Origin of the sequence: Bradyrhizobium iriomotense, from assembly GCF_030160715.1 — a bacterium.
In the GTDB taxonomy this organism is placed as follows: domain Bacteria; phylum Pseudomonadota; class Alphaproteobacteria; order Rhizobiales; family Xanthobacteraceae; genus Bradyrhizobium; species Bradyrhizobium iriomotense.
Genome location: NZ_BSOW01000003.1, coordinates 186,287 through 204,427 on the forward strand (window position 1 = coordinate 186,287; position 18,141 = coordinate 204,427).

The 18,141-nt window shown below is 63.9% G+C and carries 16 protein-coding genes; 11 read left to right on the forward strand and 5 right to left on the reverse strand.

Annotated elements, in window-relative coordinates; translation table 11 throughout:
* Window positions 1-25: 25 nt before the first annotated feature.
* Both QQL28_RS05375 and QQL28_RS05380 read left to right on the forward strand, forming a co-directional pair.
* Window positions 26-1,687 carry an FGGY-family carbohydrate kinase gene (locus tag QQL28_RS05375; RefSeq protein ID WP_284261963.1) on the forward strand — a complete coding sequence of 554 codons (1,662 nt, stop codon included), beginning with the start codon at window positions 26-28 and terminating at the stop codon, window positions 1,685-1,687.
* A 5-nt stretch (window positions 1,688-1,692) separates the two neighbouring features.
* Window positions 1,693-2,622, forward strand: coding sequence for a carbohydrate kinase family protein (locus QQL28_RS05380; RefSeq protein WP_284261965.1), 930 nt, complete (start codon window positions 1,693-1,695; stop codon window positions 2,620-2,622).
* Window positions 2,623-2,647: 25 nt separating this feature from the next.
* Here QQL28_RS05380 and QQL28_RS05385 read toward each other — a convergent pair whose 3' ends face one another.
* The 3 genes from QQL28_RS05385 to QQL28_RS05395 form a co-directional block, all read right to left on the reverse strand.
* Window positions 2,648-4,201, reverse strand: coding sequence for an argonaute/piwi family protein (locus tag QQL28_RS05385; protein ID WP_284261967.1), 1,554 nt, complete (start codon window positions 4,199-4,201; stop codon window positions 2,648-2,650).
* Window positions 4,198-5,586 carry a toll/interleukin-1 receptor domain-containing protein gene (locus QQL28_RS05390; protein ID WP_284261969.1) on the reverse strand — a complete coding sequence of 463 codons (1,389 nt, stop codon included), beginning with the start codon at window positions 5,584-5,586 and terminating at the stop codon, window positions 4,198-4,200. The genes QQL28_RS05385 and QQL28_RS05390 overlap by 4 nt, the downstream gene beginning before the upstream one ends.
* Window positions 5,587-5,732: 146 nt before the next feature.
* Entirely contained in the window at window positions 5,733-6,620 is an 888-nt protein-coding gene (locus tag QQL28_RS05395; protein WP_284262495.1) for a LysR family transcriptional regulator, read from the reverse strand.
* Window positions 6,621-6,745: 125 nt separating this feature from the next.
* Between QQL28_RS05395 and QQL28_RS05400 the strand changes: the two genes are divergently transcribed.
* The 6 genes from QQL28_RS05400 (at window position 6,746) to QQL28_RS05425 (ending at window position 13,685) form a co-directional block, all read left to right on the forward strand.
* A complete protein-coding gene (locus QQL28_RS05400; RefSeq protein WP_284261971.1) occupies window positions 6,746-8,167 on the forward strand; it encodes an amidase in 1,422 nt (473 codons plus the stop codon).
* A gap of 97 nt (window positions 8,168-8,264) precedes the next feature.
* Window positions 8,265-9,215 carry an ABC transporter permease gene (locus tag QQL28_RS05405; protein ID WP_284261973.1) on the forward strand — a complete coding sequence of 317 codons (951 nt, stop codon included), beginning with the start codon at window positions 8,265-8,267 and terminating at the stop codon, window positions 9,213-9,215.
* Window positions 9,212-10,108: an ABC transporter permease gene (locus QQL28_RS05410; protein ID WP_431309578.1), complete on the forward strand. Its 897-nt coding sequence runs from the start codon at window positions 9,212-9,214 to the stop codon at window positions 10,106-10,108. The genes QQL28_RS05405 and QQL28_RS05410 overlap by 4 nt, the downstream gene beginning before the upstream one ends.
* Window positions 10,109-10,110: 2 nt before the next feature.
* Window positions 10,111-11,124: an ABC transporter ATP-binding protein gene (locus QQL28_RS05415; RefSeq protein WP_284261975.1), complete on the forward strand. Its 1,014-nt coding sequence runs from the start codon at window positions 10,111-10,113 to the stop codon at window positions 11,122-11,124.
* The gene (locus tag QQL28_RS05420; protein WP_284261976.1) at window positions 11,121-12,134 is read left to right on the forward strand and encodes an ABC transporter ATP-binding protein; all 1,014 of its coding nucleotides are present in this window, start codon (window positions 11,121-11,123) and stop codon (window positions 12,132-12,134) included. Before QQL28_RS05415 ends, QQL28_RS05420 begins: the two co-directional genes overlap by 4 nt.
* A gap of 57 nt (window positions 12,135-12,191) precedes the next feature.
* Complete coding sequence (locus QQL28_RS05425; RefSeq protein ID WP_284261978.1) at window positions 12,192-13,685, forward strand: ABC transporter substrate-binding protein; 1,494 nt, start codon at window positions 12,192-12,194, stop codon at window positions 13,683-13,685.
* Between the two features lie 177 nt (window positions 13,686-13,862).
* Here QQL28_RS05425 and QQL28_RS05430 read toward each other — a convergent pair whose 3' ends face one another.
* Window positions 13,863-14,468 (reverse strand): pyridoxamine 5'-phosphate oxidase family protein, encoded by a 606-nt coding sequence (locus QQL28_RS05430; RefSeq protein WP_284261980.1) that lies wholly within the window; start codon window positions 14,466-14,468, stop codon window positions 13,863-13,865.
* A gap of 80 nt (window positions 14,469-14,548) precedes the next feature.
* On the opposite strand from QQL28_RS05430, the gene QQL28_RS05435 reads away from it, so the two are divergent.
* From QQL28_RS05435 to QQL28_RS05445, 3 genes are all read left to right on the forward strand, one after another.
* Window positions 14,549-15,205, forward strand: coding sequence for a glutathione S-transferase family protein (locus QQL28_RS05435; RefSeq protein WP_284261981.1), 657 nt, complete (start codon window positions 14,549-14,551; stop codon window positions 15,203-15,205).
* A gap of 151 nt (window positions 15,206-15,356) precedes the next feature.
* Window positions 15,357-15,761, forward strand: a complete 405-nt coding sequence (locus tag QQL28_RS05440; RefSeq protein WP_284261985.1) for a hypothetical protein — start codon at window positions 15,357-15,359, stop codon at window positions 15,759-15,761.
* A 78-nt stretch (window positions 15,762-15,839) separates the two neighbouring features.
* A complete protein-coding gene (locus QQL28_RS05445; RefSeq protein ID WP_284261987.1) occupies window positions 15,840-16,658 on the forward strand; it encodes an aspartate dehydrogenase in 819 nt (272 codons plus the stop codon).
* A gap of 140 nt (window positions 16,659-16,798) precedes the next feature.
* Here QQL28_RS05445 and QQL28_RS05450 read toward each other — a convergent pair whose 3' ends face one another.
* Window positions 16,799-18,100 (reverse strand): PQQ-dependent sugar dehydrogenase, encoded by a 1,302-nt coding sequence (locus QQL28_RS05450; RefSeq protein ID WP_284261989.1) that lies wholly within the window; start codon window positions 18,098-18,100, stop codon window positions 16,799-16,801.
* Window positions 18,101-18,141 lie beyond the last annotated feature (41 nt).

An 18,141-nucleotide genomic window follows, 5' to 3' on the forward strand; every position in this document is an offset into this window, starting at 1 on the left:
TGCGTCAAAATTGACGGGAGCGACAATGCCGCAGGCGTATATCGGTGTCGACGTCGGGACGACCAGCACGCGGGCTGGAGTTTTCGACGAGGCCGGCAATCTTCTGGCAACCGCGCGGCATCCGATCAGGAACTGGCATGAGGCCGGCGACATCGTCGAGCAGTCGTCGTCGGACATCTGGGACGCCTGCGCGAGATCTGTCCGCGCGGCCATGGCAGAGGCGGGGATAGCGCCCGATATCGTGAGAGGCATCGGCTTCGATGCCACTTGCTCGCTGGTCGCGCTCGGCAAGGACGGCGAGCCGGTCACGGTCAGCACCTCCGGCGACAGCCAGCGCAACGTCATCGTCTGGATGGATCATCGCGCCACGACCGAGGCGCGTCTGATCAACGAGACGCAGGATGATGTGCTGCGCTATGTCGGCGGGTCGATCTCGCCCGAGATGGAGATGCCGAAGCTCTTGTGGCTGAAGCGGCATCTGCGCCAGAGTTTTGATGCCGCCGGCCATTTCTTCGACCTTGCGGACTATCTGACCTGGCGCGCGACCGGTTCGCTCCAGCGTTCAACCTGCACGGTAACCTGCAAATGGAACTATCTGGCGCATGATGGCGGCGGCTGGAGTGCGCCGTTCTTCCAGCGCATCGGGCTGTCGGACTTCGTCGCCGAAAAATATGCCCGGATCGGTACCGAGATCGTCGCGCCGGGCACGCGGCTCGGCTCCGGCCTGACCCGCGCGGCGGCGGCTGATCTGGGATTGAGTGCGGGCACGCCGGTCGGCGCGTCGTTGATCGATGCCCACGCCGGCGGCATCGGTGCGATCGGCGGACGCGACGGCTCGGGCGGCACTGCCGATGTCAGTGACCGTCTCGCCTACATCATGGGGACATCGGCCTGCATCATGGCGACGACCACGGAGCCGTGCTTCGTTCCCGGCGTGTGGGGGCCCTATTACTCCGGCATGGTGCCGAATTTCTGGCTGAACGAGGGTGGGCAGTCGGCTGCGGGCGCCGCAATCGATCATCTTCTGAAGTCGCATGCGGGATATGCCGAGGCGAGCGCGGCCGCGCGCAAGGACGGGCTAGATATCATCGACTTCCTGGAGAAGCGCATCATCGCGCGCGCGGGCGATGTGAGCCGAGCGGCGCAGCTGGCGCGCGATATCCACGTGCTGCCGGAGTTCATCGGCAACCGCTCGCCTTACGCCGATCCCGATACGCGCGCGGTGATCGCGGGCCTCGATCTCGATACCGACATCGGCGCGATGGAGCGCCTTTTCGTCGCCGGGCTCTGCGGTCTTGCCTACGGTCTTGCCGAGGTGATCGAAGCCTTTGCCGCACACGGTGTTCACTCCAGCATCATGATCATGGGCGGTGGGGCGAGCCGCAGCCCGCTGGTGCGACAGATCATGGCGGATACCACGGGCCTGACCGTCGCGCTGCCGCAAACCAGGGAGCCGGTGCTGCTCGGTGCCGCGATGCTCGGCGCGGTCGCCGGCGGTGCCTTTGCCTCGATCGGCGAGACCATGGCAAAGATGTCGGCGCTCGGCCGCCTCAGCGAGCCGACGGCGCCGGGCATGGCCGAGTTTCACAGCCGCAAGCGGAAGGCCTATAAGATGCTGCGCGAGGTCGACCGCGGCAGCCGCGAAGCGATGGCAGGCTTCGAGCCGACGCTGCCGAGACAAGGGTAGGGGTGATGCTGCTCAGTTGTGGCGATGCACTGATAGATTTCGTGCCGACGCGCGAAGCCGACGGCCGCGTGATGCCCGCGGTCGGCGGCTCCTGTCTCAACGTCGCGATCGGCATGGCGCGGCTGGGCGCGCCGACCGGCTTTGTCGGCGGTATCTCCAATGACATGTTCGGCCAGATGATCGCGGCGCAGGCCGAGGCCTCCGACGTCGTGCTCCGCTACGCCACGCGCAGCGATCACCAGACCACGCTCGCCTTCGTGCGTATCGTTGCCGGCGAGTCGCACTACGCCTTTTACGACGCCGATACCGCGACGAGGAACTGGACCTATCAGCGCGGATCCATTCCGTTCGACACGATCGAAGCGATGCATGTCGGCTCGACCACGCTGGTCAACGACACCGGTGCGGCCGAGACCCAGGCGCTGATCGCAGACGCGAGGGCGTCCTCGACCATCGCGTTCGACCCGAACTGCCGGCCCAACCTCGTCAAGGACAAGCCGTCATATATCGTGCGCATGGCAGGCTTCGCTGCGAACGCCGATATCGTCCGCATGTCCGACGTCGATTTCGCTTATCTCTATGGTGACGAGCCGTACGACCAGAGGGTCGATGCGTTGCTTGGGCAAAGCGCGAGCCTCGTCGTCATTACCCGTGGCATCGACGGCGCCGTCGCCTGGCACAAGACGGCGGGGAAGATCGAGGTCGCCGCGCCCAAGGTGACGGTCGCCGACACGATCGGCGCCGGCGACAGCTTTCAGGCGGCGCTGCTGTTCGCCCTGCACAAGCAGGAGCGTCTACGCCGCCAGCAGCTCGGGGATATCGGCGCCGACGAGCTGCGCCGCGCGCTGTCCTTCGCGGCCAATTGCGCGGGCTTCACCTGCACCCGCCCCGGCGCCGATCCGCCACGCCTGAGCGAGATCGACTGGCGCTGGTGAAGAGCCCTGAGCGGGGCCGGCTCGATCAAACGTAGAACTTGAATGGTTGCTTCTCGGCGCCTTTAGCGCTGCCCATAGACAGTACGTCACCGACCTTGTCCGCAAAGCGCACGGTTACCGGAAGGCCGTCGTTGAAGTTACAGGCGTTGTAGTTGATCTTGGTCAGGCCCATGATGTCGCCGAGAACATCTTCCAGATGCGGCATTTCTCGACTGCTCCGCAAGACGGAGATGAAGATCGGATTGGGCGTCTCGGGGCCGATGTAGGTGTCAAGCTGCGGCACGTAGCCCGTCGTCCAAAGGTATGCGTTATGCGCATCCAGGATGATGGCGGTGCCCCGCAGGACTGGATAGTCGCCGTTGCGGAACAGCTTAGTCTCGCCATATGTCGTCTTAATTCGCACGCCGACGAGTGTCGTTTCCTTCGGCACGGCACTCTCAAATGCTTTCCACTCATCATCCTGAAAAGTTGTACGTCCATGAATGAAGAGTTCTTTTGGGGGGCCGCCGTGCTTCCCGTCGTAGGTGTCGAGAACTTGCTTGATGAGGTTCTTCGCGGCATCCGGCTGTAGGTGAAATTCATTGCGGCCTGTCTGCCAAGGACCATTGGCGCCACGGAAGACCACGCCGTCACCTTCGGCAAGAAACATTTGTGCGGCACAGCATGCGTGCTCGCTCGGGTCGTTGGGCAGAACCTTGTAGACAAGACCGATGTAGGCAACGCCCTGCCGTGCACTCGCCAATTTCCAGGGCGGCTCCGCCTGGGTTTTGTAATAGAGCCCAGTGGCAAGATTCCAGCCGACCGTTGCTGCGTCCTGCAGACGCCGTGATTGGTATCCAGCCTTGTTTAGGAACGCTTCAGGGGCGAGTGTCGTCTCGCGGATAAGTTGGGACGTGAAGTTGAGCTTGAGGAATGCAGCCTTCGCCTGCCGGTGGAAATCAGGAATGTCGTCGAAGATTTCCTCCCCGGCTTGATCGATCACCTCTTCGAGCAAAGGCAGATCCGCGCGTTCAACTTGCTTCTTGCCGAAATCGCCCTTCACAAGGGCCAAACCGGTGCGCTTCGCCTTTGGCTTACAGCGCTCGAAAACGAGCTCTGGCAAGATGAGGATCCAAACATCAATCGTTCGTTCCTCGTTCTTTGTATGGTGTCGCACCTTGCTGGTATAGACATCGATCGCTTTACTTACGGCTTCGTGCAAGTTCAACGTTCGGGTGGCTTTGTCGAGTTCTTTGAAGTCGATCTCGTAGGCCACGATTTCCGCTGGGTCGAAGGAGATGTTGAAAGCTTCTTCAATCCCCGGAAAATTCGAAAGATGAAGCCGGTTCTTCTTTTCACCGCGCTTCGGCGGCGGGACTTCAATCCGATGCTTGATCTTTTCCGCCCACGTCTTGAAGTGGGCTATGCCCTCAGCGCGACCGATGACGCCTATTGAAATCTGCGGCGTCTTTGACGGCTTGCGATGCGGACCATAGAGGAAGAGCCCGTCTTTCGGATAGGGACTGGTTTGATCGTAAAAGAACCCGAGTGGCGGCTCTGGGATATGCAGGACCGGGAGCGAGGTCTCGTCGAACTTCATTCGGTATCCTCGTCGTCAGGAGGCGGACCGCTAAGCGTCGAGTCGTCTGCCTCTTCCGCGGCGTCGTCGACCTCATCAGGCAAATCGGTCGTTACTGGTGAGGTAAAGAAAATAGGTACCGCCTCCAGCTTTATGGCTGCATCTGAGCCCAGCGCCAATTTGATACAGGGAGAATCGCCGATGAGCAGTTCAAGGAAGGCTCGGAGTCGACCGTGCCATTGCTTGTTGCGCCAGCCCTTGCAGACAGAACGACGCAAGCGGTGTTGCGCGGCAGTGTCCTTGATGACCGGCCCGGCCTCCTCGCCGTTTACTTCCGAAAACAGAACGCGTGATTTCAGCTTGTAGTGATAGTAGGGCCAGAATGCCGGCGTTGCGGTTACGCCGTAAGACCAGACATGCTTCTTGGCGATGTTCCGCAGCATCGAGGAGTGTTTCTCACCTTGGACACCCCAGGGAATGCGTTGGCCAATCGCAGCCTGATCTTTCGTAATGTGGAAGGCGCTACTGCTCGAGTACTCGAACCGGAGCAATCCAGCCTTTACTGCCCAGCTTTCCCACGCCTCGCGAAAGATGGTTTGAACCCAATTGGATGCCTCGCGTGCCCGAATTGAGCGATCCGGGATACCATTTTTGACGAAGGACAACAGATCCGTCTCGGAGACCAACTCGAACGTCCCGACATCCGCGAGTTTCTTGGTTACGTCATCCAGCGATGCGAAGGAGAAGAAACCGCGTTCATGAACATGTGCATGATAGTCAAACTTTGCGCACGCTTTCGCGAACTGACTATGATCAATCGCGCCTTTGGGTGAAAAGTACCGGATTTGATCGGGCACCTCGACGACGCGCAGCCAATTGGATGTGAGGGACTCAGGCTCGTTCTTGATCTGAACGGCGTCGCGTTGCCGATACTGCTCCCAATTTGGACTGATCCGCACGGTAGAGGTGTCACATGGGATGCCCTGTTTCTCCAACGTAGCGAGCAGCTGATTCAGACCAGAAGCCCAGCTCTTGGAAAAATCGACATACTGAAGTTCGCCGATGCCGAAGATCTTCTTGTAGGGTTCAAGCCGGAGCGGGATGATGAATTTGGGGTCCTTGAGCTCTCTCGCCAGATCCTCGGCGATTCCGATCTCTTCCTGCACGCCGTTTCGAGTGAGGGTCGAATCCCGCCCGCACAACAGCATCTTGATTGCTTTGGATTGCAATGTTGTTGTCAGCTCCTGCCGCCAACGTGTACCAGGATCAAGCCGAATGATATCCGCGTAGACGGCGTAGCCCGCAGCTTCCAGGCGCGGTGCCAGCCAAAGCGCAAATTCGTCATCGCCGGGAGTTGCTTTACTTATGAAAACAACGTTCCTCTGCGGAACAGGATTTTCAGCCATCAAAATAGTCGATCAGCCCGAATCACAGCCTATGCGTGCGTCAAGCCTACACCCGAATCGGAAAATCCGCCGAATCGGGGATTCTACTGGACCTACAAGCACTTGTTTCGGTGCAAGGGACATTGGAACGGGTAGCTCCACGCGCGTCAGATTCGCGCGACGGCTTTCTCGGCGCATTTGAGAAAGCTTCGGATCAGCGGGCTCTGCGTATCGCGCCGCCAGCAGACCGCGATCTCGATGGCGTCGGTCGCGTCAAGGAACGGCCTGAACACGATGCCGCGCGGCGCAGCAAGCTGCGCGCACGCCGGAAGGATCGCAACACCTTCGCCGGCCAGCACGAGGCTCAGCGCGGAGTGCACGGTCTCGACCCGGCTCGCGATCGGCATCACCACCTGATGCCGTCGCAAGAGCGCCGCGACCGCGGAGGAGGTCGGCTCTTCGTCGGGCCGCGGCAGCGCGACGAGCGGTCGCCCCTGCAATCTCGTCACCGGCACGGCCGCAAGTCGAGCGAGCGGCGAACGCGCCGGAACGGCAAGCATCAGCCGCTGGCTGCCGATCTGGCTTGCCTGAATCTCGGGATGGCGGATCGCGGGCATGCACAGGGCGGCTGCGACGGTGCGGTCGAGCAGCATGCTCTCTCGCGTCGATGCGCTCAACTCGACGAAGTCGAGATCGACCCCCGGCAGCGACCGGCGCAATTCCGGAACGAGCCGCGGCAGGACCGCGTTGGCAAGGACGAACATGTATCCGACCGCGAGGCGACCGCGTCGCCCGGCCGCTACGGCGCGCGCGGCCTCGACGCCCTCGTCGGCGAGCGCGAGGGCTTCGCTTGCCCGCGACAACAGCGCGAGCCCCGCTTCGGTGAGGTCCATGCCGCGCGTGCCGCGATGGAACAGGGGCGTCCCAATCTCGGCCTCGAGCTTGCGAATCTGGACCGAGAGCGGTGGCTGCGCCATCCGCAACCGCTCCGCAGCCTTGCCGACGCTGCGCTCTTCGGCCACCGCCACGAAGTAGCGGAGCCGGCGAAGATCCATGGGCATACTGAAAACGTATGGGTTGGCTGTCAAAATCGTATTGGACGGCGAGTTAACCTGGGTGTCATTCTCGCTGTCAATGCCATCGGCCAACGGGGGCCGGCTTTCCGGAGCATGGTTTGACAATGAACAGCGACCTTTGCCTGCTGTCCGCGGTGGATCTCCGCGACCTCATTGTCCGCAAGCAGGCCTCGCCGGTCGAGATCGCCCGTGCGGTGCTCGCCCGCGCCGAAGCATTGCAGCCGAAGCTGAACTGTTTCATCACGCTGTGCGGCGACGAGGCGATCGCGCAGGCCCGCGAAGCGGAGCGCAAGGTGATGGCGGGCGAGCCGCTCGGCCTGCTTCACGGCATTCCCGTCACGATCAAGGACATCGTCAACACCAAGGGCGTGAAGACCACCTTCGGCGCCGTCCCCTACAAGGACAATGTGCCGGAGGAGGACGCCGTGGCGGTGGCGCGGCTGCGCACCCATGGCGCGATCCTGATCGGCAAGACCACGACGCCGGAGTTCGGCAGCAAATGCTTGACCGACTCGCCGCTGTTCGGCCGCACCCGCAACGCCTGGAGCGCCGAGCGCTCCTCCGGCGGCTCCAGCGGCGGCGCTGCGGTGGCGGTTGCGAGCGGCATCGCGCCGCTGGCGATCGCAACCGATGGCGGCGGCTCGACCCGGATTCCTGCCGCCTGCAACGGCGTCGTCGGCTTGAAGCAGAGCAACGGCGTGATCCCGCACAGCCAGGTGCAGGATGCCTTCGGCAACCAGACCTATGTCACGCCGACCACGCGCACCGTCGCCGACACCGCCTTGATGATGCAGGCCATGGCCGGGGAGGATGCCTGCGATCCCTGGTCGATCGGTCTTGCCGCGCCCGATTTCATCGGCACGGCCGCGCCGCGCGGCGATCTGCGCGGACAGAAGGTCATGTACTGCCTTTCGCCGCCCGGACGTCCCGTCTCGGCCGATGTCGCCGGTGCCTTCAAGGCAAGCCTCGACCGGCTGGCGGGTCTCGGCGCGGAGCTCGAAGAGTTTTCCGGCGAGGGGTTCGACATCGAGCCGATCTGGCGCGCGATCAACCACACGGTCTGGCGGACGCGTTTCTCCAAGCTCGCGGCCGACCACAAGGACGAACTGAGCGAAGCGTTCCTCAAGCAGCTCGCGCTCGCCACGAAGGTGAGCGGCGTCGACTACCAGGAGGCGATGTTTGCGCGCACTTCGTTATTCCGCCGCGTGCAATCGCTGCTCGCGCGCGGCCATCTGCTGGCCATGCCGACCCTGACCCGGACCGCGCTACCGATCGACCAGGACCTGTTCGGCAGCATCGAGATCGACGGCAGGAGCTTTGACAGCGTCCGGCCGCATTGGTTCCCCTGGACCATGCTGTTCAACATGACCGGTCACCCCGCGATCAGCCTGCCTTGCGGGTTCGGCCGGGACGGGTTGCCGATCGGCCTTCAGCTCGTCGGCCGCTTCCGCGGCGATGCCGAGCTGTTGCGTGTGAGCGCGCTGTTCGAGGCCTCGCATGATCTCTTGTCCCGCCGGCCCGGCTGAAGTGGGACACATGCAGCAAGGGGCTTGCGCCCGGCGCCGGGACATGTTGATCGTGCCAAGGGAAGCCTGACCCCGTGAGCCCTGAACCCGAGAGCGCATGAGCGTATTTGTCCTACGACGGCTTGTGACCTTGCTGGCGACGCTGGTCGGCGCGTCCCTGATCATTTTCCTGGTGCTGGACGCGCTTCCCGGCAACGCCGCGCAAATGCTGATGGGCGCCGATGCTTCGCCGGATGCGGTGCGGGCCCTGACCATCAAGCTCGGCCTCGATCAGCCGCTCACGGTGCGCTATTTGCAATGGATCAAGGGCATGGCGGTGGGCGACCTCGGCAACAGCTATGTCTACGGCACGCCCGTCGCCGGCCTGATCGCGGAGCGGCTGGTGCTGACCATTCCGCTGGCGATCATGTCCATGCTGATCACGGTGACCCTCGCGCTCGCCGCCGGCATCTACACCGCCGCCAATCACAACAAACTCGGTGACGTCGGCGTGATGTCGCTGACCCAGGTCGGCATCGCGCTGCCGAACTTCTGGTTCGCCATTCTCCTGATCCTCTTGTTCTCTGTGAAGCTGCAATGGCTCTCGGCCGGCGGCTTTGCCGGCTGGGACGACGGCATCTGGCCCGGCGTCAAATCGCTGCTGCTGCCGGCGATCTCGCTCGCCGTGGTGCAGGCCGCGATCCTCGCACGCGTCACGCGCTCGGCGGTGCTGGAAGTCCTGCGCGAGGATTTCGTCCGCACTGCGCGCGCCAAGGGGCTCGGCAAGCGCGAGGTGCTCTGGAGCCACGTGCTGCGCAACGCAATGATCCCCGTAATGACCGTGATGGGCCTGCAATTCGCCAATCTGCTCGCCGGCACCATCGTGATCGAGAACGTCTTTTATCTGCCCGGCCTCGGCCGGCTGATCTTCCAGTCGATCGCCAATCGCGATCTGATCGTGGTGCGCAACTGCGTGATGCTGCTGGCGGCCATGGTCGTCATCGTCAATTTCGTGGTCGATGTGCTCTATGCCTTCATCGATCCCCGCATCAAGGTGCACGACCTGTGAGCGATCCGCTGACCGCCGCCGTCGGCCTGCCGACGACTTCAGTGCCGTCGCGGCCCGCGACCGGCTTCTGGCGCCGCGCCCTGCGTCATCGCAGTTTCGTGCTGGGTGCCGCACTGGTTTGCCTGGTGATCGGCTCGGCGCTGCTCTCGCTGGTCTGGACGCCATGGCCGGCTTACGAGATCGATATCGCCTCGAAGCTCAAGCCGCCGTCGTTCTCGCACTGGCTCGGCACCGACTCCTTCGGCCGCGACATCGTCTCGCTGCTGCTGGTCGGTGCGCGCTCGACCATCCTGGTCGGCATCATTGCGGTCGGCATCGGTCTCACCTCCGGAGTCTGCTTCGGCTTGCTCGCGGCTGCGCGAAAAGGCTGGACGGAAGAGCTCATCATGCGCATGAGCGACTTCACTTTCGCTTTTCCCGCCGTGCTGTCGGCGATCATGCTCGCTGCGGTCGTCGGTCCCGGCATGCTGACCTCGATCACCGCGATCGGCATCTTCCAGATCCCGATCTTCGTTCGCGTCACCCGCGGCTCGGCCAACGCGATCTGGGCGCGCGAGTTCGTGCTGGCGGCGCGCGCGTCGGGGAAGGGCGGCTTTCGCATCACCATCGAGCACGTGCTGCCGAACATCCTGTCGATCCTGATCGTGCAGGCGACGATCCAGTTCGCGCTCGCGATCCTGGCCGAAGCCGCGCTGTCCTATCTCGGGCTCGGCACGCAGCCGCCGCAGCCGTCCTGGGGCCGCATGCTGAACGACGCGCAGACGTTGCTGTTCCAGTCGCCGATGCTTGCGGTCTATCCGGGCGCGGCGATCGCGGTCGCCGTCCTCGGCCTCAATCTCCTTGGCGACGGGTTGCGCGATCTGCTCGATCCTCGTCTGGCGCGGGAGCGGTGACGATGGGCAATCCCGCAAATGCGCCGCTGATCGACGTCGACAATCTCGGCGTCCGTCTCAACACCAGCCGTGGCCCGGCGCAGGCCGTTCGCGGCATCAGCTTTTCCCTCAAGCGCGGCGAGACGCTGGGTCTGGTCGGCGAATCCGGATGTGGCAAGTCGGTCACTGCGCTTGCACTGATGGGGCTGTTGCCTGATAACGCCGTCCTCGGCGGCAGCGTTCGCCTCGACGGTCGCCAGCTCATCAAGCTTTCCGATGCGGATTATTGCAAGCTGCGGGGCAACCGCATCAGCATGATCTTCCAGGAGCCGATGACCGCGCTCAATCCGATGCACACGATCGGGCAGCAGGTCGCCGAGCCGCTGCGGCGCCACAAGAACTACTCCGCAGGCCAGGCACGCACCGAGGCGATCGCCTTGCTCGACCGCGTCGGCCTGCCGGACGCGGCAAAGCGCGTCGATGCCTACCCGCACCAGTTCTCCGGCGGCCAGCGCCAGCGCGTCACCATCGCCATGGCGCTCGCCTGCGAGCCGGACCTTTTGATCGCGGACGAGCCGACCACAGCGCTCGACGTCACCATCCAGGGCCAGATCCTCGACCTCATCGCCGATCTCGTCGAGGAGCGCGGCATGTCGATGATTTTGATCTCGCACGATCTCGGCGTCATCGCTGAGAACGTCGAGCGCATGATGGTGATGTATGGCGGTACCGTGGTGGAGAGCGGACCGACCGACGAGGTGTTCCGCCGCATGGGCCATCCCTATACGCAAGGATTGTTCCGCGCCCGGCCGCGGTTCGGCGCGCGGAAGGGGACGCGGCTGAAGACCATCACCGGCACGGTGCCCGAACTCGCCGATCTGCCGTCCGGCTGCACGTTTGCCGATCGTTGTCCGCTCGTGGTCGATGGTTGTCGTGCCGCGCTGCCGCCGGTGGTGGAGGTCGGACATGGCCATGGCGTCCGCTGCATCAGGACGGACGTCTCAATGGCCGATCGCGTCGGGGCGGTGTCCGCATGACCGCCGCCTCACAACCGCTTCTCGACGTGAACGACCTCGTGCAGCGCTACACGCTGCCGCGCGAAAGCCTGTTTCGGCCGCCGGGCCAGGTGCTGGCGCTCAACGGCGTGAGCGTGCGGATCGAGGCGGGGAAGAGTCTCGGCGTGGTCGGCGAATCCGGCTCGGGGAAGTCGACCTTTGCCCGCGTGGTGATGGCCCTGGAGCGGCCGACATCGGGGCGGGTCGAGCTGCTCGGCCGCGACCTCAATCAATTGCCCGCGGATGAGCTGCGCCGCGCGCGGCGCGATTTTCAGATGGTGTTCCAGGACCCGTACGGATCGCTCGATCCGCGCCAGACGATCGTGCGCATCGTCGCCGAGCCGCTCACGGCTCTCGAGCGTACCGATCGCGCGACGCTGCGCGCGCGGGTCTCCGCGGTGCTGCGGCAGGTAGGCCTGCGCGATGCGGATATGGACAAATATCCGCACGAATTCTCCGGCGGCCAGCGCCAGCGCATCGCGATCGCCCGTGCGCTGATCACCCAGCCGAAGCTGATCGTCGCCGACGAGCCGGTCTCCGCGCTCGACGTCTCCGTACAGGCGCAGGTCCTCAACCTGATGCAGGACCTCCAGGAGCAGTTCGGCCTGAGCTACATCCTGATCAGCCATGATCTCGCGGTCGTGGACTATCTCTGCGACGAGGTCGCGGTGATGTATCTCGGCCGGATCGTCGAGCAGGGCCGGCCGGAGGACCTGTTCGACCATCCCGCTCATCCCTATACGCGCGCGCTGCTGGCAGCCGTGCCGCGCGCTCGCGCCGGGCGGGTGCGCCGCCGCCGCGGCGCGCAGGCGATCGCCTCGCAGTCATCAGCTGCGACCGGATGCCCCTATATTTCACGCTGTCCGCTCGCCGACCAGCATTGCCGCGAAGCCGCCCCTGCGCTACGCAGGATCGGAGAGACGCATCTTGCGGCCTGCCACAAGGCCGAGGAGGTCATGGCGCTGCCAGCCGTGGCCGGCGAGGCGGGTTAGCGCGGGCCAGCGGATTGGCGTAAATTGGTCGGATGGATGGCAGGGGAGAAAAAAGACATGCTCAAGAAAATCACCATTGTCGCACTGACCGCCGCCTTCGCTGCGGCGTCGCTGCCGGCGCTGGCGCAGGGCAAGAAGGACAGCGTCGTCATGGGCATGACGCTGGAGCCGCCGGGCCTCGATCCCACCAACGCGGCCGCAGCGGCGATCGCCGAAGTCACGCTTTATAACGTCTACGAGACGCTAACCAAGATCAACGAGGACGGCTCGGTGTTGCCCTTGCTGGCCGAGAGCTGGACGGCCTCGCCGGACCTCAAGACCTATACGTTCAAGCTCCGCAAGGGCGTCAAATTCCACAATGGCGAGCCGTTCGATTCCGCCGCGGTGAAGTTCTCGTTCGAGCGCAACGCGGCCGCGAACAGCACCAACAAGGACAAGAGCCTGTTCCAGAGCTTCGAATCCGTGACAGCGCCGGACGCCGACACGATCGTGGTCGCGGTGAAATATTCCGAGCCGAACCTGCCGTTCCTGCTGGGGCAGGCGAGCGGCTCGATCGTCGAGCCGAAGAGCGCAGCCACTAACGTGACCCAGCCGGTCGGCACCGGACCGTACCAGCTCGGCGCCTGGGTCAAGGGCTCCTCGATCACGCTCAACAAATGGGCCGACTATCGCAATGCGTCCGCGATCAAGCTGTCCAAGGTGTCGATCCGCTTCATCGGCGATCCCGCGGCGCAGGCCGCGGCGCTGCTCTCGGGCGACGTGGATGCATTTCCGCGCATCGCGACCCGCGTCGTTGCTCAATTCAAAAGCGACCCGCGCTTCACGGTGCTGATTGGCGGCTCCAAGGCCAAGACCATCGTCGCCATCAACGAGAAGAAGAAGCCGCTCGATGACGTGCGAGTTCGTCGCGCCATCCTCGCCGCGATCGATCGCAAGGCGATGATCGACGGCGCGGTCGAAGGTTTTGGCACGCCGATCGGCAGCTTCTATACGCCGGGTTCGCTCGGCTATGTCGACACCACCGGCATCAACCCTTACGACCCAGAGAAGGCCAAGAAGCTGCTCGCCGAAGCTGGCGTCACCACGCCGCTTGAACTCTCGCTCAAGCTGCCGCCGCCGCCTTACGCGCGGCAGGGCGGCGAGATCCTCGCGGCTCAGCTCGCCAAGGTGGGCATCAACGCCAAGATCGAGAACGTCGAATGGGCACAGTGGCTGTCGCAAGTGTTCGCGCCGAACAGCCCGCATAATTTCGACCTCACCATCGTCAGCCATGTCGAGCCGTTCGACCTCGTCAAGATCACCGAGCCGGACTACTATCTCGGCTACAACAACGAAGCGTTCAATGGGCTCTACAAGCAGATCGTGTCTACGTCGGACGAAGCCGGCCGCGCAAAGCTGCTCGGCGACGCCCAGCGCATGCTGGCAACCGACGCGGTCGCCGGCTTCCTGTTCCAGCCGCAATGGCCCACTGTCATTAGTAAGAAGCTGAAGGGTGTCTGGAAGGAAGTCCCGCAGTTCGAGAACGACTTCTCGGCCTGGTCCTGGGAATAGGCGCGCAGCGCTTTGTCCTAAAGCGCGATGAGATTGGGAAGAATCGTCATCGCGCTTTAGGATGTTGTTTGAGCATGATCTTTTCGGAAAACCGCTTCGCACTTTTCCAGATCATGCTTAGCGCATAAGGTTTCATGTCGTGTGACGGCCGGGCTCGACCCGGCCGTCGTCGCGTCGTCAGCCCTTGAACGTCGGCTGGCGCGGATGCACGACATCCTTGAAGTCGGCAAAGTCCTTCCACTTCGGCTCGGGCGCGTCGCATCCGGCCTGCGGCGTGTAGATCGAGGGCTCGGCGAGTTGCATCTTCGGAATGTAGCGCGGACAGTTCGGGAAGATCGCGCGCGCGGTGACCCGAACGATCAGCTGCGCGCCGACGGTTTCGGCCAGCAGCGGATCGGAGGCGCTGACTTTCGCCGTGCCGTTGACACGCAGGCGCTGCGGCTTGCCGTGCATGGCGATGAAGAGCAGGCCGACATCGGCATTGACGATGATGTTGCCGAGGCTCTTGAACATGCCGTTGCCGTCATAGTCCGGAAAGGCAATCTCTGACGGCCCGGTCACGCGCACGAAGCCGTGCGGACCGCCCTTGAACGAGCAATCGGGCTGCCCTTTCGCATCTGCCGTCGCCAGGAAGAAATAAGGCATGCTCTCGATGAAAAGCTTGTCGTCGTCAGAAAACTCCCGGCGCGTGAGCTTCTCCTCCAGCCGGTCCGAAATCCGCCGGCTGTCGAACCGGTCCTGCAACTGCCGATTTCCGTCGTGATACATCGCGCTCTCGGGCATGTGATCCTCCCGCTGGAGCCCGGTCGGGCAGGGCCCTGGAGAAGCATACGCCTTTGGCGTCCTTTCGGATATGGTTGATCGTGCCCGCTGATATCTGCGTTCCGTCCAATCGGGAGGCCACGGTGCTGCAACTCTATGGAAATACCAGATCGCGCGCCACGCGTTGTCTTTGGATGCTCGAGGAGATCGGTCAGCCATATGAGCTGATCGAGAGGAGCACGCGAGCCGATGACCTGCAAACGCCGGACTATCTCCGCCTCAATCCGAATGCACGGATCCCGACGCTCGTCGATGGCGATCTCGTGCTTTGGGAGTCGATGGCGATCAATCTCTATCTCGCGCAGAAATTCGACGGGCCGATGCATTGCGGACCGGAGATTGCGGGGCTCGCCTCGCAGTGGAGTATCTGGGCGATGCTGGAGATGGATGGCCTGTTGCTCGATCTGTTGATGCACCGCGCGCTGCTGGCGGAATTTGCGCGCGATCCCTCACACGCCGAGCGCGCCGAACTCCTGCTCGCGAGGCCGCTTCGGATTCTGAACGACGCGCTGGCGGCACGCACTTATTTGGCCGGCGACGGCTTCACGGTCGCCGATCTCAACGTTGCCTCCATCCTCGCATGGGGCAGGATCGCCCGGCTCGATCTGTCGGCCTGTCCGCATATCGCCCGCTGGCTCGGCGAATGTCTGGCACGTCCGGCCTACGCCCGCATGCGCGCGCTGTCGGGTCGCAGCTGAAAGGCTGACCGGGCGAGGTAGCAGCGCGCGTCGGTCGACCTGCGTCCTTTGCGAATGGGCCCGCGGAAGGGAGAGCCCAGGTGGGCCTCCCTTTTTGCGCCTCAATTTGAACGTGTACTCGCCTCCTCGGAAATGAGAACGGCGGGGAAATATGCAGTTCAATCGGATGTTGGCAGGCGCTGCAATCGGCGGCCTGATTCTGGCGGGCGCTTCGGTCTCTCCAACCCACGCAGCGGGTGCGGCATGCTCGGTGGAAAGGCTGCAGGGCGCCTATGTCTTCGACGGACGAGGCACCAATGTGCACTACGGCGTCTTCAGCTTCGACGGCAGCGGCAGGTTCTCCGGCAAGCAGACCTCGATTCGTCAGACGAGCCCGGCGCGAGAAACCCTCCAGGGTACGTATACGATCAACGCCGATTGCACTGGCGCGATGATCATGGACGGCCAGCCCGGCGGCACCGCGCATTGGGACATTTTCGTCAGCTCCGACGGCAAGAAGGGGCGGATGATCCGCACCGATGCCGGCATTCATGGTGTTCGTACCTTCGAACAGTAACGCACGCCGCAGGTGAGGCGGCTTTGCGCGCACCCAACGCCTGAGCTATGAAAGGCTCAAGGCGAAGAGGTGCTGCGCATGGCCGATCATCGAAGGGATTTGCGGGTTGCGATCGCGGGATTAGGCTCGATCGGCACGAAGATCGCCGCCGAGCTCGATCGCGGCATCGACGGCCTCCTCCTGTCGGCGATTGCGGCCCGCGAGCCCGACAAGCGTCGCGCGTTCCTGAGCAGCCTGCGCCAGCCGCCGGTCATCTTGCCGATCGAGCAGCTCGCAGAAGTGGCTGACATCGTCGTCGAGTGCGCACCGAGCCATTTGTTGCGCACCATCGTCGAGCCGGTGGTGCGGCGAGGGAAGGCAGCGGTGGTCGTCAGTGTCGGCGCGCTGCTCGACAATTCCGACCTCATCGATCTCGCCAAGGCCCATGGCGGCCGCATCATAGTGCCGACGGGCGCGCTGATCGGGCTCGACGCGGTCAATGCCGCCGCCGTCGGTACAATTCATTCGGTCAGGATGGTCACGCGCAAGCCGATCGACGGCCTGAAGGGTGCGCCGTTCATCGTGCAGAACGGCATCGACATCGACAATCTGCGCGAGCCGCTCAGGCTGTTCGCGGGCACCGCGCGCGAGGCGGCCAAGGGCTTTCCGGCCAATCTCAACGTCGCGGTCGCGCTGTCGCTGGCGGGCATCGGACCCGATCGCACCATGGTCGAGATCTGGGCCGATCCGACCGTGACGCGCAACGTGCACCGCATCGAGGTCGAGGCGGATTCCGCACGCTTCTCGATGGGAATCGAGAACGTCCCCTCGGAGAACCCGAAGACCGGCATGATCACGGCCTTGTCCGTGATCGCCCTGTTGCGCAAGCAGCGCGCCACCCTCAGCGTCGGGACTTAGGGCGGACCGCCTGCCCCTCATGGTGAGGAGCGCGGAACGCGCGTCTCCCGGACGATGCTTCGCATCGCCGAGAGACCCATTCATCCTTCGAGACGCCCGCTTGCAGCGGGCTCCTCAGGATGAGGGGATAGAGACGTTGCTTACGCGCCCGTCACGCGCCAGATGACGTTGCCGACGTCGTCGGCCACCAGCAGCGAGCCGTCAGGTCCGAGCGCGACACCCACAGGCCGGCCGTAGGACTCCTTCTCGTCAGGCGACAGCATGCCCGACAAGATGTCCCGCGCAGGACCGGAGGGTTTGCCGTTCTCGAACGGTACGAACACGACCTTGTAACCGCTCAAGGTCGAGCGGTTCCAGGAGCCGTGCTGGCCGATCACCATGCCGTCAGGGAAGCCGGGCAGGGTGCCGGCCGGCATCCAGCAAAGGCCGAGCGAGGCCGTGTGTCCGCCGAGCGCATAGTCCGGCGTGATCGCCTTTGCGACCATCGCCTCATCCTGCGGCACGCGGTCGTCGACCGTCTGGCCCCAGTAGCAATAGGGCCAGCCGTAGAAGCCGCCATCGCGCACCGAGGTCAGATAGTCGGGCGGGGTCTCGTCACCGAGCCCGTCACGTTCGTTGACGACGGTCCAGAGCATGGATGTCGTCGGCTCGAAGGCAAGGCCGACGGGGTTGCGCAGGCCGCTGGCAAAGATGCGGCTGGTGCCGTTCACGAGATCGAGCTCGTAGACCGCGGCGCGGCCTTCCTCGACCTCCATGCCCATCTCGGCGATGTTGCTGAGCGAGCCGACGCCGGCATAGAGCTTTTTGCCGTCAGCGCTCGACAGCAGGCTGCGCGTCCAGTGTCCGCTCGGCTTGAAGGTGACGAGCTCGCGTCCCGAAGCCTTGATGCTCTCCGCGCCCGCGACATAGGGAAACGCGACCACGCCGTCGGTGTTGCCGACATAGAAGGTGTTGTCGATCAGCGCCATGCCGAACGGCTGGCTCAGTCCTTCCATGAACGTCCCGCGCTGCTCGGCGACACCGTCGCCGTCCGCATCGCGCAGCCGCGTGATGCGGTTGGCGCTGATGCCGAGCGCCGCGGCGCGCCGCATCGTCGCCTGCATCGCATAATGAAACACGCTCCTCGGCGGGCCCGCAATCTGCGTTGCCTCGGCGATCAGCACGTCGCCATTGGGCATTACATTGATCCAGCGCGGATGGTCGAGCCCGGTCGCGAACGCGTTGACCTTCAGTCCGGGCGCGGCGACTGGCTTCTCGTCACCGCGCCAGCCCCGTGCGGTCGGCATCTTCAGCGTCGGGATCGCGCCTTGCGGCTTGGCTTCCGGAATCTGCGGTGCGCCGCCCCAGGCCGGTTTTGGCTGGGTCTCCGACATCCGCCGCCAGACGAGCGCACCTCCGCCGATCAGCGCGACGATGCGCGCGAATACGCTGGAAAAACTCATGAAAATCCCCTGTTGCGCCCGCGGAACCGATCCGGCCCGCG